This window comes from Pseudoduganella sp. OTU4001, assembly GCF_038440195.1.
In the GTDB taxonomy this organism is placed as follows: Bacteria; Pseudomonadota; Gammaproteobacteria; order Burkholderiales; family Burkholderiaceae_D; genus Rugamonas.
On the sequence record NZ_JASATG010000001.1, the window covers coordinates 297,594 to 312,753 of the forward strand.

Annotated in this window: 18 protein-coding genes; 2 read left to right on the forward strand and 16 right to left on the reverse strand. The window is 60.8% G+C overall.

Going from position 1 to position 15,160, the window contains the following annotated elements; all coding sequences use genetic code 11:
- Nucleotides 1–9: 9 nt before the first annotated feature.
- The 11 genes from AAHE99_RS01305 to AAHE99_RS01355 all read right to left on the reverse strand — a co-directional run bounded on the left by AAHE99_RS01305 (nucleotide 10) and on the right by AAHE99_RS01355 (nucleotide 7,714).
- Nucleotides 10–234: a hypothetical protein gene (locus AAHE99_RS01305; protein ID WP_342113584.1), complete on the reverse strand. Its 225-nt coding sequence runs from the start codon at nucleotides 232–234 to the stop codon at nucleotides 10–12.
- Nucleotides 235–245: 11 nt separating this feature from the next.
- Entirely contained in the window at nucleotides 246–824 is a 579-nt protein-coding gene (gene rpoE, locus AAHE99_RS01310) for an RNA polymerase sigma factor RpoE (protein WP_342113585.1), read from the reverse strand.
- A 23-nt stretch (nucleotides 825–847) separates the two neighbouring features.
- The gene (locus tag AAHE99_RS01315) at nucleotides 848–1,180 is read right to left on the reverse strand and encodes a protein YgfX (protein ID WP_342113586.1); all 333 of its coding nucleotides are present in this window, start codon (nucleotides 1,178–1,180) and stop codon (nucleotides 848–850) included.
- Between the two features lie 128 nt (nucleotides 1,181–1,308).
- Entirely contained in the window at nucleotides 1,309–2,553 is a 1,245-nt protein-coding gene (gene fabF, locus AAHE99_RS01320) for a beta-ketoacyl-ACP synthase II (protein WP_342113587.1), read from the reverse strand.
- Between the two features lie 39 nt (nucleotides 2,554–2,592).
- Nucleotides 2,593–2,832 (reverse strand): acyl carrier protein, encoded by a 240-nt coding sequence (gene acpP / locus AAHE99_RS01325; RefSeq protein ID WP_055936274.1) that lies wholly within the window; start codon nucleotides 2,830–2,832, stop codon nucleotides 2,593–2,595.
- Between the two features lie 143 nt (nucleotides 2,833–2,975).
- Entirely contained in the window at nucleotides 2,976–3,722 is a 747-nt protein-coding gene (gene fabG, locus AAHE99_RS01330) for a 3-oxoacyl-ACP reductase FabG (protein WP_342113603.1), read from the reverse strand.
- Nucleotides 3,723–3,737: 15 nt separating this feature from the next.
- Complete coding sequence (gene fabD, locus AAHE99_RS01335; RefSeq protein WP_342113605.1) at nucleotides 3,738–4,679, reverse strand: ACP S-malonyltransferase; 942 nt, start codon at nucleotides 4,677–4,679, stop codon at nucleotides 3,738–3,740.
- 92 nt (nucleotides 4,680–4,771) lie between these two features.
- Entirely contained in the window at nucleotides 4,772–5,758 is a 987-nt protein-coding gene (locus AAHE99_RS01340; RefSeq protein WP_342113607.1) for a beta-ketoacyl-ACP synthase III, read from the reverse strand.
- A complete protein-coding gene (gene plsX / locus AAHE99_RS01345; RefSeq protein WP_342113610.1) occupies nucleotides 5,712–6,812 on the reverse strand; it encodes a phosphate acyltransferase PlsX in 1,101 nt (366 codons plus the stop codon). The genes AAHE99_RS01340 and plsX overlap by 47 nt, the downstream gene beginning before the upstream one ends.
- Nucleotides 6,813–6,898: 86 nt before the next feature.
- Complete coding sequence (gene rpmF / locus AAHE99_RS01350) at nucleotides 6,899–7,081, reverse strand: 50S ribosomal protein L32 (protein WP_028104096.1); 183 nt, start codon at nucleotides 7,079–7,081, stop codon at nucleotides 6,899–6,901.
- Nucleotides 7,082–7,216: 135 nt separating this feature from the next.
- Complete coding sequence (locus tag AAHE99_RS01355; protein WP_342113620.1) at nucleotides 7,217–7,714, reverse strand: YceD family protein; 498 nt, start codon at nucleotides 7,712–7,714, stop codon at nucleotides 7,217–7,219.
- Between the two features lie 117 nt (nucleotides 7,715–7,831).
- Here AAHE99_RS01355 and AAHE99_RS01360 point away from each other — a divergent pair, with 117 nt between their 5' ends.
- Entirely contained in the window at nucleotides 7,832–8,449 is a 618-nt protein-coding gene (locus AAHE99_RS01360) for a Maf-like protein (RefSeq protein ID WP_342113621.1), read from the forward strand.
- Nucleotides 8,450–8,519: 70 nt separating this feature from the next.
- Complete coding sequence (locus AAHE99_RS01365) at nucleotides 8,520–9,245, forward strand: SAM-dependent methyltransferase (protein WP_342113625.1); 726 nt, start codon at nucleotides 8,520–8,522, stop codon at nucleotides 9,243–9,245.
- Here AAHE99_RS01365 and AAHE99_RS01370 read toward each other — a convergent pair whose 3' ends face one another.
- The 5 genes from AAHE99_RS01370 to AAHE99_RS01390 all read right to left on the reverse strand — a co-directional run bounded on the left by AAHE99_RS01370 (nucleotide 9,246) and on the right by AAHE99_RS01390 (nucleotide 15,130).
- A complete protein-coding gene (locus AAHE99_RS01370) occupies nucleotides 9,246–10,514 on the reverse strand; it encodes an EAL and HDOD domain-containing protein (protein WP_342113626.1) in 1,269 nt (422 codons plus the stop codon).
- Between the two features lie 66 nt (nucleotides 10,515–10,580).
- Nucleotides 10,581–11,495: a 23S rRNA (adenine(2030)-N(6))-methyltransferase RlmJ gene (locus tag AAHE99_RS01375; RefSeq protein WP_342113628.1), complete on the reverse strand. Its 915-nt coding sequence runs from the start codon at nucleotides 11,493–11,495 to the stop codon at nucleotides 10,581–10,583.
- 48 nt (nucleotides 11,496–11,543) lie between these two features.
- Nucleotides 11,544–12,842: an isocitrate lyase gene (aceA, locus tag AAHE99_RS01380; RefSeq protein WP_342113630.1), complete on the reverse strand. Its 1,299-nt coding sequence runs from the start codon at nucleotides 12,840–12,842 to the stop codon at nucleotides 11,544–11,546.
- 214 nt (nucleotides 12,843–13,056) lie between these two features.
- On the reverse strand, nucleotides 13,057–13,557 hold the full coding sequence (rraA, locus tag AAHE99_RS01385; protein ID WP_342113631.1) for a ribonuclease E activity regulator RraA: 501 nt from the start codon (nucleotides 13,555–13,557) through the stop codon (nucleotides 13,057–13,059).
- A 40-nt stretch (nucleotides 13,558–13,597) separates the two neighbouring features.
- Nucleotides 13,598–15,130: a methyl-accepting chemotaxis protein gene (locus AAHE99_RS01390; protein ID WP_342113633.1), complete on the reverse strand. Its 1,533-nt coding sequence runs from the start codon at nucleotides 15,128–15,130 to the stop codon at nucleotides 13,598–13,600.
- Nucleotides 15,131–15,160: the final 30 nt, after the last annotated feature.

Sequence of the window (15,160 nt, forward strand, 5' to 3'; positions counted from 1 at the left end):
TGACGGTTTTCAAGAGGATGCCGCAACCGTGTCCGCGCACTGCCCTGCCACCGGCGCCGGCTCCTGCGCTGGCGCGACCGCAGCACCGCCAGCCGCATCCAGTGCCGCCGCCAGCCGGGCGGCAAAGCCAGGACTCAGCTCGGCGTCGGCCACGCTCTCGCGCAAGGCGTCCCCGATCAGCGCATTCACCTGTTCGCCTACTGGCAAGCCATCCTCATCCGGCAGCACAATCATCACCCCTCCCCTCACCAACGTTTATCGACCGGCAAATCGAGCAAAGGCCGCAGCCGCCGCGCGATGGATTCGCGCGCCCGGAACAAACGGCTGCGCACGGTTCCCATCGGACACTCCATGATTTGCGCAATTTCCTCATAACTCAAGCCCTCAATTTCCCGCAGCACGATGGCGGTGCGCAATTCCAGAGGCAAGGCCTCTAGGGCGGCATCGATCGCCTGCATCACTTGCTTGCTGAGCAGCATGGACTCCGGCGTGCCGATCTCGGGCGGCTGGGCCGGCGCCTGGGAGGGCGCGATCCCCTGCGGCCCGCTGCGCTGGCGGCGCCGCAGGATGGCGTTGCGCGCCCCGTTTACCGCAATCCGGTACAGCCAGGTGAAAAAGGCCGCCTCGCCCCGGAACCGTGGCAGCGCCCGGTAAGCTTTCAGGAAAGTCTCCTGCACCACATCTTCCGCCTCCGCCGGGTCGCGCAGCAGCCGCAACACCAGCCGCAGCAGGCGGCGCTGGTAGCGCGCCACCAGCAGGTCGAACGCCGCCCGCTCCCCAGCCCGGGCCCGCTCCACCAGCTCACGATCTGGGTCCGCCTTCATAGACCTCGCCCCGCGTTGTTGGTTCAAATTATTTGCAGCTGCGCCCGCACCGCCGCCTGCAGCCGGCGCCAGTCGCCACTGGCCACCGAGTCGCGCAGCAAGACCAGCCACAGGCGCCTGCCGTCCTCCAGCTCGGCGTGCAGCAAGACCGCGCCCGGCCAGACCGTGCAATCGCCCAGCAGTTGCGCCCGGCACTGTTGCTGGTATACCGTCAGCCGGATTTCTCCGACACCGGAAATATCAAGGCGGGTGCAATTGGCTGGCCGCCGCAGGCTGGCCAGCGCTGCCGCCGCCAGCGGCAGCACGCCGCCCCAGGCCGCCACGGCCAGCGCGGACGCAACAAGTCCTGCCCGCAAAACGCACAGGCATGGCGACGGACGAACAGCGACAGTAGCCGCGATCGACATAGACGAAAATGAATGGGGGGGCACAGCGGAAGCGCTCGCCCCGGTACTAAGACCGGGGCGAGGCTTGGAAGTTCCGTTTAGACTTTACCGAACAGCAGGCTGCCGTTGGTGCCGCCAAAGCCGAAGGAGTTCTTCAGCGCATAGTTGATCGTGGCGCTACGCGCAGTATTTGCGCAGAAGTCCAGATCGCATGCCGGATCCTGGTTGAACAGGTTGATGGTCGGCGGGATCACCTGGTTGTGGATCGCCAGTACCGTGAACACCGATTCCAGGCCGCCGGCACCGCCCAGCAAGTGGCCGGTGGCCGACTTGGTGGAGCTGACCACCAGCTTCTTGGCGTGGTCGCCGAATGTGCGCTTGATGCCCTGCACTTCAGCCACGTCGCCCAGCGGGGTCGAGGTGCCGTGCGCGTTCACATAGTTCACCTGGTCAGGGTTGATGCCAGCGTTGCGGAGCGCGTTCTGCGCCGACTTGCTGCCACCAGCGCCGTCTTCCAGAGGCGAGGTCATGTGATACGCATCGGCGCTCATGCCAAAGCCCAGCAGTTCTGCATAGATCTTGGCGCCGCGCGCTTTCGCGTGTTCGTACTCTTCCAGCACCATGACGCCTGCGCCTTCGCCCAGCACGAAACCGTCGCGGTCCTTGTCCCATGGACGGGACGCGGTAGCTGGGTCATCGTTGCGCGATGACAGTGCACGAGCCGAAGCGAAACCGCCCAGGCCCAGCGGCGACACGGTGGATTCCGCACCGCCGGCGACCATGACGTCCGCATCGCCGTATTCAATCAGGCGCGCAGCCGCGCCAATCGAGTGCAGGCCGGTGGTGCAAGCCGTCACGATGGACAGGTTTGGACCGCGCATGCCGTACTTGATCGACAGGTTGCCGGAAATCATATTGATAATCGAGGCCGGCACGAAGAACGGGGAGATACGGCGCGGACCGCGCTTATCGTAATCTTCCTTCTGTGCTTCGATCATCGGCAGACCGCCGATGCCAGAGCCAATGATGACGCCGATACGGTCGGCGTTTTCTTCGGTCACGGTGATACCGGAATCCTGGATAGCCTGGATGCCAGCTGCCATGCCGAAATGGATAAACTTATCCATGTGACGCGCTTCTTTGGCGTCGAGGTAATCCTCAACGTTGAAGCCCTTCACTTCGCCCGCAAAGCGGGTGGAGAAGGCCGACGCGTCAAAACTGGTAATGTCAGCGATACCGGATTTGCTCTCGGTAATCGACTTCCACGCGTCGGCAACCGTGTTGCCGACGGGGGAAATCACACCAAGACCGGTTACCACTACACGACGGTTTTTAGAACTCAAGCGAGTCTCCCGGAGTGGATCGGAGAGTCAGCGGGCTGATTAGGCCTTGACGTGTGCAGTTGCGTAATCGATCGCTTGCTGCACGGTGGTGATCTTTTCAGCTTGTTCGTCAGGGATTTCCATTTCGAACTCGTCTTCCAGTGCCATTACCAGCTCAACGGTGTCGAGGGAATCGGCGCCCAGGTCGTCCACGAAGGAGGATTCGGTCTTGATGTCTGCTTCAGCGACGCCCAGTTGTTCAGCGACGATTTTCTTAACGCGTTGTTCGATATCCGACATGTTATGGCTCCATTATGTTTGTTACGAAAGCGCGCATTTTAGCAGGTTTGCGCGCCGATAAACTAATTTCAGCGTTTGATTTGATCTACGTTGAAATCACTATTAAATGATGCGAACGTGCAGCATTATGCCGCACTTCCGTATCAATTCATATACATACCACCATTAACGTGCAGGGTGGTACCGGTAATATAGGCGGCAGCTGGCGAAGCCAGGAAAGCAACGGCTGCAGCAATATCTTCCGGCTGGCCCAGGCGGCCCAGGGGAATCTGGGTCAGCAGGGCTGTATGCTGGTCTTCGCCCAGCGCCTTGGTCATATCGGTATCGATAAAGCCAGGGGCGACGCTGTTGACGGTAATGTTGCGGCTGCCGATTTCGCGGGCCAGCGCGCGGGTCATGCCCTCAACACCCGCCTTGGCGGCAGCGTAATTCATCTGGCCCGGATTGCCGGACGATGCCACCACGGAGGTGATGTTAATGATACGCCCGGTCTTCGCTTTCATCATGCCGCGCAGGACGGCGCGCGACAGGCGGCCGACGGAAGTCAGGTTGGTCGCGATCACGCTGTCCCATTCCTCATCCTTCATGCGCATGGCCAGGTTGTCCTGGGTGATGCCGGCGTTGTTGACCAGGATGCCGACGGCGCCGTAGGTTTTCGAGATGTCGTCGATGATGGCGGCGCACTGCTCGGCGTTGGTGACGTTCAGCACCATACCCTTGCCGGCTTCCGCACCGATCTCGGCCAGGTAGGCGGAGATGGCTTGCGCGCCGGATTCGCTGGTGGCGGTGCCGATCACGATGGCGCCCTGGCGGGCCAGCTCTTGTGCGATTGCCTTGCCGATGCCGCGCGATGCGCCGGTCACCAGTGCTACTTGTTTAGCGAGTGTCATTATTGTCCTTCTTATTTACTTAAGGGTTTCCAGCATGCGCTCGAGGGTCGCCTGGTCGTAGATGGCTTCGCCAACCAGATTGCTGTCGATGCGCTTGGCCAGGCCCATCAGGACCTTGCCCGGACCGCATTCCACCACATTGGTGATGCCGTCGGCGGCGACCTTTTGCATGGTCTCCACCCAGCGCACCGGGGAAGCGGCCTGGCGCACCAGGGCATCCTTGATCGAGGCCGGGTCGGTCAGCACGGCCACGTCCACGTTGTTGATCAACTGGATTTGCGGTGCATTGAAATGGATGTTTTCCATATAGTCGCGCAGGCGGTCCGAGGCTGGCTTCAGCAGCGAGCTGTGGAACGGGGCGGAAACCGGCAGGCGCATGGCGCGCTTGGCGCCCTTGGCCTTGGCGATTTCGCATGCCTTGTCGACAGCGGCGGTGTGGCCTGCCACGACGACTTGCGCTGGCGCATTGTAGTTAACAGCTTCCACGATCTCGCCCGGCACGGCGGCCGCGGCTTCGGCGCAGGCGGCGCGCACGTCTTCGTCGGACAGGCCCAGCATCACGGCCATGGTGCCCTGGCCTACCGGCACGGCTTCCTGCATGGCTTGCGCGCGGAAGCGCACCAGCGGCACCGCATCCTTGAACGAGATCACGCCTGCCGCGACCAGCGCGGAGTATTCGCCCAGCGAGTGGCCGGCCACCACGGTCGGCACTGGGCCGCCGGCGGCGATCCAGGCGCGGTAAGCTGCCACGGCAGCGGTCAGCATGACCGGCTGGGTATTGGTGGTCAGGTCGAGTTCTTCTTTTGGACCTTCGGCGATCAGCTTGGCCAGGTCAAACTGCAATGCATCGGATGCTTCCGCCAGGGTCTGGGCAACCACTGGGTTGCCGGCGAAGCCTTCCATCATGCCCACGGCCTGGGAACCCTGGCCTGGGAATACGAATGCAAATTTATTCATTCTTCAACCTTTAGACTTCTTATTCTAAAAAGGACTGCAATTTTAGCAGCCGCTTACATGCGAGCCTAGTCCTAGCGCGGAAACAAAGCTCATCACATGCGCGCCAGGACAGCGCCCCACGTGAAGCCACCGCCCACACCTTCCATCATGACGACGTCGCCCTTCTTCACGCGGCCATCGCGCACAGCGACATCCAGCGCCAGCGGGATCGAAGCAGCGGAAGTATTGCCATGCTGGTCCACGGTCACCACCATCTTCTCGGCATCCATGCCCAGCTTCTTGGCGGTGCCGTTCATGATGCGGATATTGGCCTGGTGCGGGATCAGCCAGTCGATCTGGTCGGCAGTCATGCCTGCATGGTCCAGCGCTTCATAGGCAACTTTCTCCAGCACCGACACCGCCAGCTTGAACACCGCCTGGCCATCCATGTACAGGAAAGCACTGCCGGCAATCGCGCCGTTGGACAGGCTGCCCGGAACGCGCAGCACATCGGAGTGGCGGCCATCGGCGTGCAGCTTGCAGGCCAATACGCCCGGCTCTTCAGACGCGCTCATGACAATCGCGCCGGCGCCGTCGCCGAACAGCACGCAGGTGGTGCGGTCTTCGAAATTCAGGATGCGCGAGAACACTTCGGCACCAATGACCAGCACATTCTTGTGCATGCCGGACTTGATGAAGCTGTCCGCCGTCGACACCCCGTACACGAAGCCGCTGCACACAGCCTGCACGTCCACTGCCGCGCAGTTATTGGTCATGCCCAGCTTCTTCTGCACGATGCAGGCAGTGCTTGGGAAGCTGCCGTAAAAATCAGGGGTCGAGCTGGCGACGATGATCAGATCGATATCGTCCGGCTGCATGCCAGCCATTTCCAGCGCGCGGCGCGCGGCAATCACGCCCAGGTCGGACGATGCCTGCTCCGGTTCCGCATAGTGACGGGCGGAGATGCCGCTGCGCGACACAATCCACTCGTCCGAAGTTTCGATGCCCTTGGCTGCCAGCTGGGCCGCCAGTTCATCGTTGGTGACGCGTTTTTCAGGCAGGTAGCTGCCCGTGCCTACGATCTTGCTGTACAGGGTCATGCGTGTCTCTCGTTTCGGTTGGCGGCTCTTCTTGTGGCATCAGTTCGGCAATCATGGCCGACAGATGCTCTTGTACGTCGTTTTTCGCCGCATCAAATGCACGGCGGATCGCCCACTCATAGGCCTCCGCCTCCGCACCGCCATGGCTCTTGAACACCAGACCGCGCAGGCCCAGCAGGCCGGCGCCGTTATAGCGTGCAGGATTCAGGCGGTTCGCGATCATGCGCAGTGCGCCGCGCGCGATCAGCGCACCCAACATCGTGATTGGGTTGCGCTTGAATTCAGTCGTCAGCACCGACTTCACGAAACGCGCCATGCCTTCGATGGCCTTCAGCGTCACGTTGCCGACAAAGCCGTCGCATACCACGACGTCGACGGTGCCTTTGAAAATATCATTGCCTTCCACATTGCCGTGGAAATTCAGGGCGCCGCGCGCGTGGTCCGCCTTCAGCAGTTCCGCCGTGGTCTTGACCACTTCGTTACCCTTGATGTCTTCGGTACCTACATTCAGCAGGCCGATGCTCGGGCGCTCGATGCCTTCGGCAGCCTGGCACAGCACGGAACCCATGATGGCGAACTGGTGCAGGTGGTGCGGTTCGCAATCCACATTGGCGCCCAGGTCCAGCATGTAAGTTGGATTACCCTTCTGGTTCGGCAGGATGCTGCAGATGGCCGGGCGGTCAACGCCAGGCATGGTTTTCAGCACATAGCGGGACACCGCCATCAGCGCGCCGGTATTGCCGGCGGAAACGCAGGCGGCAGCGTTGCCGGATTTGACTTGTTCGATCGCCACGCGCATCGACGAATCCTTCTTGCGGCGCAAGGCGACCTCGAGCGGGTCATCCATGGTGACCTGTTCGGAAGCGTGAAGGACGGTGAGACGCGGCTCGGCGTCGGCGTGGTGCTTCTTCAGTTCAGCGCGAATAACGTCTTCCAGGCCGACAAGGATCAACTCGGCGTTAGGTTCGTGCTTAAGGAAGGAAAGTGCAGCAGGAATCGTGACAGAGGGGCCGTGATCGCCACCCATGCAGTCGATAGAGATTTTGATTGTCATTGTATAACTCAAAGAAAAAGCGGCGCGACGTCAGAGAACCTGCGTAGCACCGCTTTGTCTTGTAGCCAAAGGCAAAGAAACGTCGATTACTCGTCGTTCTTGGTCTTCAGCACTTTGCGACCACGATAGAAGCCGTTAGGCGAAATGTGGTGACGCAGGTGGGTTTCACCGGTGGTTGGCTCAACGGCCAGGTTCGGTGCTACCAGAAAATCGTGCGAACGGTGCATGCCGCGCTTCGATGGGGACTTCTTGTTCTGTTGAACAGCCATGATGACTCCTAATACTAAAGTTCTAAGATTTTAACACATCCGATGCACAAAAACATGCGAATCGAGCTTCTACATCCATGTCAAACTCGATTACTGCACGCGTTTTGACACGTTCTTTACTACTACAAAACTGGGTTAATTCGTTTTCAGGCCCTTCAGGCCAGCGAAAGGCGATGCCTTCTCGCTCTTGGCGCTGTCAACCAGCGAAGTATCGGGACATACTTCGTGTTTCGGCGCTTGTGGCAAGGCCAGCAGGGCCTCATCTTCCACCAGGTCCATGATGTTCATGGACTTGGCACCGACGATAACGTCGATGCTTTCATCGTCAATGATTTCTTCGATCTCGTCCGCGTCAGCATCGTCTTTGCCGAGCATCAGGACGGTGGACGAATCGATTTTGTAGCCAAACGGGGTCAGGCAGCGCTGGCACACCAGTTGCACGTCGCCGGCAACGGTCAGTCGCAGCTGCGGATAACCATGTTTACTGGAACCGCCTTCCACTTTCCAGGTCACCTCACCGGAAGTATTGGCGCATTCCTTGCTCAGTCGGGTCATTTCAGCGACAGGAGTGACTCCCTCACGGCTGCTGTTGGTCCGACAGAATTCAAAAGCGTCGATCTCAAAAGCATTCATTGGCTAAAATTTCCCTCGAAAACCTGCGATAATAACAGGATTTTCCACGCCGCGTCAAAGACTTGCGAGACTTTTCGCTCTTTTTCGACGGCGCAGAGAGCATATAACAATTTCCCGATGAAAACAACAAACATCATTCTCGCTTCCAGCTCGGCCTACCGCCGCGAGCTGTTGTCGCGGCTGCAACTGCCGTTTACGGTCGATGTGCCGGATATCGACGAAAGCCCGAAAGCCGGCGAAACGCCGTCCGCCACTGCCCTGCGCCTGGCGCGCGAGAAGGCTGCCGCTGTAGCGACCCGCCATCCGGGCGCGCTGGTGATCGGCTCCGACCAGGTGGCGACGCTGGACGATGAGCAAATCGGCAAACCTGGCGATCATGCCAATGCGCTGGCGCAGCTGCAGAAGATGCGCGGGCGCGAAGTCATTTTCCATACGGCGCTGTGCCTGTGGGATGGGCGCAACAATACGCACCAGCTGGAAGACGTACAAACCGTGGTCAAGTTCCGCGACCTGCCGGATGAGGAGCTGGACGCTTACCTGCGCATCGAGCAGCCCTATGATTGTGCCGGAAGCGCCAAGAATGAGGCGCTAGGCATCGCCATTCTCGAACGCATCGACTCCAGCGATCCGACCGCCCTTACCGGCCTGCCCCTGATCGCCCTGACCGGCATGCTGCGCGCTGCGGGGGTGGAGTTCTTCCAAACCGGTAAACCAGGGTCACCGGCCAACCAATAAAGTACCAGCACAATTTGATCAGACAGGGTCAGACCCTTGGGTCTGACCCAGATTTACCGGTTTAAAAAATATGAACGGCACCCTCTATCTCATCCCCAACACCCTCGGCCCAACCGATTCCCTCGACCAGGTCATCCCCCGGCACGTCCAGCAACTGACCAGCCAGCTCACCCACTTCGTTGCCGAAAACGCCAAAACCGCGCGCGCCTTCCTGAAGCAAGTTGGCACCGCCAAGCCGATCCAGGAAATCACGATCAGCGAACTGAACATCAACACCCCCGCGCAAGCGCTGCAGGTGCTGCTCGAGCCCCTGAAAGCCGGCCACGACGTCGGCCTGCTGTCCGAAGCCGGCGTGCCGGCGGTGGCCGACCCCGGCGCCGACCTGGTGCGCCTGGCGCACGCCCACGGCATCCCGGTCCGCCCCTTGGTCGGTCCCTCCTCGATTCTGATGTCGGTGATGGCCAGCGGCCTGAACGGTCAAAGCTTCGCCTTCAACGGCTACCTGCCGACCGACGCCGCGCAGCGCACCAAGCGCCTGAAAGACCTGGAAGCCCGCTCGCGCCAGGAAAAGCAAACGCAGCTGTTCATCGAAACACCCTACCGCAACGCCGCCATGCTGGAAGCCCTGGTCGCGGCATGCAACGGCACCACGCTGATCTGCGTGGCGACCGACATCAGCCTGCCAACGGAAACGATCCGCACCCAGACGGGCGCGCAATGGAAAAGCCAGCTCACCGCCGGCAAGGGGCCGGACTTCCACAAGAAGCCGACCGTCTTCCTGCTGCTGGCCCAATAATCAGCCCACGTGGTGGGCGTACTCGTTGACCCACTCGAAGGCCTCGCGCTGTAAGGCATACAGCGCCGAGGGCGCCAGCTCCAGCTTGTGCAGGATGCCGGTCAGCTCCTGCCCCTCCTGCGCGCGCTCGATCAGCTCGATCAGGCGCAAGGCGTCCCCATAGTCGCCTTCGCGATGCAAGAGCGCATCGCGCACCTCGTCCAGCACGTTCACGCAATCGAGAATCTCGCCCATGCGCACCGAGAACAGCGCATCCATCAGCGACATGATGCCAACCGTGAAGCCGATATCCGCCGCCACTTTCTCGGCAGGCCGCACGTGGCCCATCACCAGCTCCATGGTCTTGCCGCGCGTGGTCGCCATTTGCAGCAGCGGCGAATCGAATTCCGCGCCTTTTACATAGAGCAGGATCTGCAGCCAGCGCTGCAACTGCCGCCGCCCCAGCACAACCAGCGCATGACCAACCGAGTTGATGCGGAAGCGCGCCCCCACCGCCGGCGTATTCACCAGCCGCAGCAGGTTCAGCGAAATCAGGGGATCATGTTTGACACTGCGCTCCACCTCGCGCTGGTCGGCATCCTTGCCCAGCAAATCCAGCAGCTTCATGATCGACAGCTGTGAAGGCGCGATCTTCTTGCCGCTCAAAATCACCGGCCGCGCAAAGTAATAGCCCTGGAAGTATTCAAAGCCCAGATCCATGCACTCGCGGAATTCTTCGACCGTTTCGACCTTCTCGGCCAGCAGCTTCTGGTTGGGATTGCGCAGGTTGCGCGCCAGCGCCGGCAGGCTGCCGCGCTCGATCTGTTTGAGATCGACCTTGATCACATCCATCAGCGGCCGCAGCGCAGCCACTGCTTCGCTCTCGCTCGCCACATCGTCCAGCGCGAATTTGTAGCCGGCCTGCTTCAATTCCTGCAGGCGATTGAGGACATCCGGCGTGGGCTCGACGGATTCGAGCACCTCCAGGATCACCTTGTCGTTCGGCAGGAAGTGGATGAAGTCGCTCATAAGCCCCGTCGTATCCACATTGACGAAGGCAAGCTGGTCGCCCACCACCTGCTCCATGCCCAGCTCGGAAGCATGGGCGATGACAGAAGCGGTGGCGTGGGCGCCGTCGGTCACACGCGCTTCGTGGACCTCGGCATTCCGGTAAAGCAGCTCGTAAGCGACAAGCCGCTGGGAACGATTGAGGATAGGTTGCCGTGCCAGGAAGAACTGGTTCGCATACGGCATCGGGAGCTGCACCTCACTCTGCGCCACGGCTGTCATGGGTTTCCCCATCGCTAATCTCATAGTTACAAGACTAAACCTTTCGGTGCAGTCTTGACAACCTTTTTATTTCCCTTTCGTGGCACGCGCTGTGGTGGCCTCGCCACTTTCGAGCGTGAACTGGGCGCCAGCATCGCGGCCCAGTACTTGTACCAAGTACGGCATAACCTGGCGCAGCATCGGCTCCAGGGTATAGGGCGGGTTCAGCAAGAACATGCCGCTGGTGTGCAGTGCAATGCCATCCGGCGTTGGCGTGCTGATGCACAAGGTCACATTCAGCCAGCTCTTGGCCGGCAGGTGCTTCAGGCGCTCGGCGAAGTTGCGCGCTTCGATGCGCTGCAGCACGGGGTACCAGACCGCGTAGGTGCCGGTCGGGAAGCGCTTCAGCGCATCGCCCAGCATGTCGGAGACCTTCTTGTAATCCTGCTTGTCCTCGTACGGCGGGTCGCACAGCACCACGCCACGGCGCGATGGAGGCGGCAGCAGCGCTTTCACGCCGAGGAAGCCGTCGGCCTTGTTGACGATCACGCGCTTGCCGCGCGTGGCCGGGCGGCGGCCGTTGGCGGCCTGGTGCTGCTCCAGCTTGCGGAAGTTTTCGTCCAGGATCTTGGCGTCGGACGGGTGCAGCTCGAACAGGCGGATACGGTCTTCTTCGCGCGCGACGATCTCGGCGCAGTAAGGCGAACCTGGGTAGAAGCGCAGCTTGCCGCTCGGGTTCATGTCCTTCACCAGCTGCACGTATTCGGCCAGCGCTTCCGGCAGGTCGTCGCGGTCCCACAGCGGGCCGATACCGGTTTCGAATTCGGCGGTCTTGGTGGCCTGGGCGCTATCCAGCGAGTAGACGCCGGCGCCGGCGTGGGTGTCGACATAGGTGTAGGCGACGTCCTTCTGGTTCATGTATTCAAGGATCTGGACCAGGACAAAGTGCTTGAGGACGTCGGCATGATTGCCGGCATGGAATGCGTGGCGGTAACTGAACATGGATGCGAGATATGGGAATCAATCTCGCATTATCTCATGCTGGGGCCTTCAGGCGACCTTCTTGGCGTCGAAGAACTGCTCGTCCTCGGTCGAACCATGTAGCGCCGTCGTCGAAGACTGGCCTTGCTGGATGGTTTGCGTGACCGCATCGAAGTAACTGGTGCCTACCTCGCGCTGGTGCTTTACCGCCGTGAAACCGCGCTCCGCCGCCGCGAATTCCGCCTCCTGCAGCTCCACGAAAGCCGACATCTGGCGCCGCGCATAGCCATGGGCCAGGTTGAACATGCCGTAGTTCAGCGAATGGAAACCGGCCAGGGTGATGAACTGGAACTTGTAGCCCATGGCGCCCAGCTCTTTCTGGAAGCGGGCGATCGTGCCGTCGTCCAGGTTTTTCTTCCAGTTGAAAGACGGCGAGCAGTTATAGGCCAGCATCTTGCCAGGGAATTTCTCGTGCACTGCATCGGCAAAGGCCTTGGCAAACGCCAGGTCCGGCTTGCCGGTCTCGCACCACACCAGGTCCGCATACGGCGCATAAGCCAGCGCGCGGGAAATCGACTGCTCCAGGCCGTTGCGCACTTTGTAGAAGCCTTCCACGGTGCGCTCGCCGGTGCAGAATGGCTTGTCGTTGTCGTCAATGTCGGAGGTCAGCAAATCCGCCGCTTCCGCATCTGTACGCGCGATCACCAGGGTGGACGTACCCATCACGTCGGCCGCCAGGCGCGCAGCGGTCAGCTTTTCCACCGCCTCGCGCGTCGGCACCAGCACCTTGCCGCCCATATGGCCGCACTTCTTGACCGACGCCAGCTGGTCCTCAAAATGCACGCCCGATGCGCCAGCCTCGATCATGGCCTTCATCAGCTCAAATGCATTCAGCACGCCGCCGAAACCTGCTTCCGCATCCGCCACGATCGGCGCGAAGTAATCGATATCGTCCCTGCCCTCCGACCACTGGATCTGGTCGGCGCGCTGGAAGGTATTGTTAATGCGGCGCACCACCATCGGCACCGAGTTGGCCGGGTACAGCGACTGGTCGGGGTACATCTCGCCCGCCAGGTTGGCATCGCCCGCCACCTGCCAGCCGGACAGGTAAATCGCCTTCAAGCCCGCTTTCACCTGCTGCATGGCCTGGTTGCCGGTCAGCGCACCAAGGGCATTGACGAACGGCTCGTTGTTCACCAGCTCCCACAGCTTCTCCGCCCCGCGCTTGGCGATGGTGTGCTCGATTTGCAGGGAGCCGCGCAGGCGCACCACATCTTCTGCGGTGTAGCTGCGTGTGACGCCTTTCCAGCGTGGGTTGGTATCCCAATCGTGTTGCAGGGCTGCGATTTGTTCGGCGCGAGTGGCCATGATTATTCTCCTGAAAATGCCTTAATCGTTAAGGACATCTTAGGATGAATTGTTCAGCGCAACAATGCTCTTATATAAGACATATGAGCAACTCCAACTCCCGCCATATCAAGCACTTACGCCAGACATTCCATGATACGGAACGATATTTCTCCTTTTGGGAGAAATGGCAGGAATTGAAATGATGCACTTTTCACCGCATGAAATGGGCGTTTCACATTGCGAGAAGATTGCGCTTCGACGCCAGGATGCCGTCAGCATCCGCATAGATCCAGTCACCCGGCGCGATGGCCACGCCACCGACCTGCACCACCACATCGCGCTTGCCGACGCCCTCGCGCGCGCTACGCTGCGGATGCGTGGCCAGCGCCATGATGCCCACGTCGCACTGCGCCAGCTCCATGCTGTCGCGCACGCAGCCATCGACGATCACGCCGGCCCAACCATTATTTTGCGCCAGCAGTCCTAGCTGGCCGCCGACCAGCGCGCGGCGCAGGCTGCTGCCGCCATCCACCACCAGCACCCTGCCCTCGCCCGGCGTTTCCAGCGTGGCGCGCACCAGGGCATTGTCTTCGTGGACTTTCAGCGTTACCGCCGGCCCGGCAAACTGAGCGCGCTTGCCGAAGTGATGGAAAACCGGAGGCAGCACATTCAGCGTGCCATCCTCCAGCAAGCCAGGGTTCTCATCGCAGATGTCGGTGGTAGCAAACGTCATGGCATCACTCACTGTAGTGGAAGATGCCATCGATTCTAGCTTAGCGCCGCAGTTTAAAGATGCTGACCGCACCAGCCAGCTGCGCCGCCTGCTCCTGCATCGACTGCGCGGCAGCCGCAGCCTGTTCGACCAGCGCCGCATTCTGCTGCGTCACCTGGTCCATCTGCACGATCGCATCGTTGATATGGTCGATGCCGGAAGTCTGCTCCTCGCTTGCGGCCGCGATCTCGCCCATGATGGAGCTGACGCGCGCCACGCTGGCCACGATTTCGTCCATCGTCGCACCCGCCTGCTCCACCAGGCGCGCGCCCTGTTCCACGCTTTGCACCGATTCGCCGATCAATTCCTTGATCTCTTTGGCCGCCGTGGCCGAGCGCTGCGCCAGGTTGCGCACTTCGGATGCCACCACGGCGAAGCCGCGGCCCTGCTCTCCTGCGCGCGCCGCTTCGACTGCGGCGTTCAACGCCAGGATATTGGTTTGGAAAGCGATACCATCGATCACGCCGATAATGTCCACGATGCGGCGCGAAGATTCGTTGATAGCACCCATGGTGTTAACCACTTCCGACACCACCGAGCCGCCCTTTACCGCCACTTCGGATGTCGCTGCAACCAGCGTGCTGGCCTGGCGTGCGCTGCCCGCATTCTGTTTGACGGTAGTGGTCAGCTGGTCCATCGCGCTGGCGGTCTGCCCCAGCGAGCTGGCTTGTTCTTCGGTGCGACTGGAGAGGTCCAGATTGCCGTCTGCGATTTCACTTGATGCAGTGGAAATGGTATCGGCGCCGGTACGGATCTGCGCCACAATGCGTGCGAGGCTTTGCTGCATGGACTTCATCGCGGCAAGCAGGCTATCGCGGTCGCCGTGTGCCGTCTCAATTTCCTCGGTAAAGTCGCCGGCGGAAATGCGGTGCGCAATACCTGCCGCATAATCCGGCTCGCCACCCAGCTGGCGCATCACGCTGGACGATAACATATAGGTCGCCACGCCTGCTCCAGCCAGCGCTGCTGCGGCGAGGGCAATACAAATCCACAAAGTGCGCTGGGTCGACGCAATCACCGCCGCCTCGGTCGCCTTCACATCTTCCTTTTTGGCCTTGATGAAATCCAGCAAGCGGGTGCGCATTTCGCGCCACACCGGCGTTTCTTCCTTATTCAGCACTTGCACCGCACCTGGCTGGTCATCTTTCGCCAGCGACAGCACTTTGGCCTGCAAGCCGGCTTGTTTCTGGCGTAGCTGCGCCACTTCGGCAAAGGTGGACGCCGCCGCGCTTTGTGGTTCCGCCAGGCCTTTGGCCGTCTCAATGTATTCCTGGAATGACTTGCCCGCTTCTTCCAGATTCTTGTAGCCAGTCTTGTTGCTCGGGTCGATCACGACATTGCGCAAAGCCTGCCCCATTTGCAGTCCCTGCGCATATAGGTTGGTCGCTGTTTGCAGCTGCGCCTGGTCCACTTCAAGGAAGCGCTGGAACTGGTTGCGCGCACTATTCATTCCCGTCAGCGCAACCGCCAGCGCAACGATGAACGCTACACACACAACCGCCATACACAACACCATCTTGTTGCGTAATTTCATGGAATTCATCCTTTATTAGTTTTCTTTCGG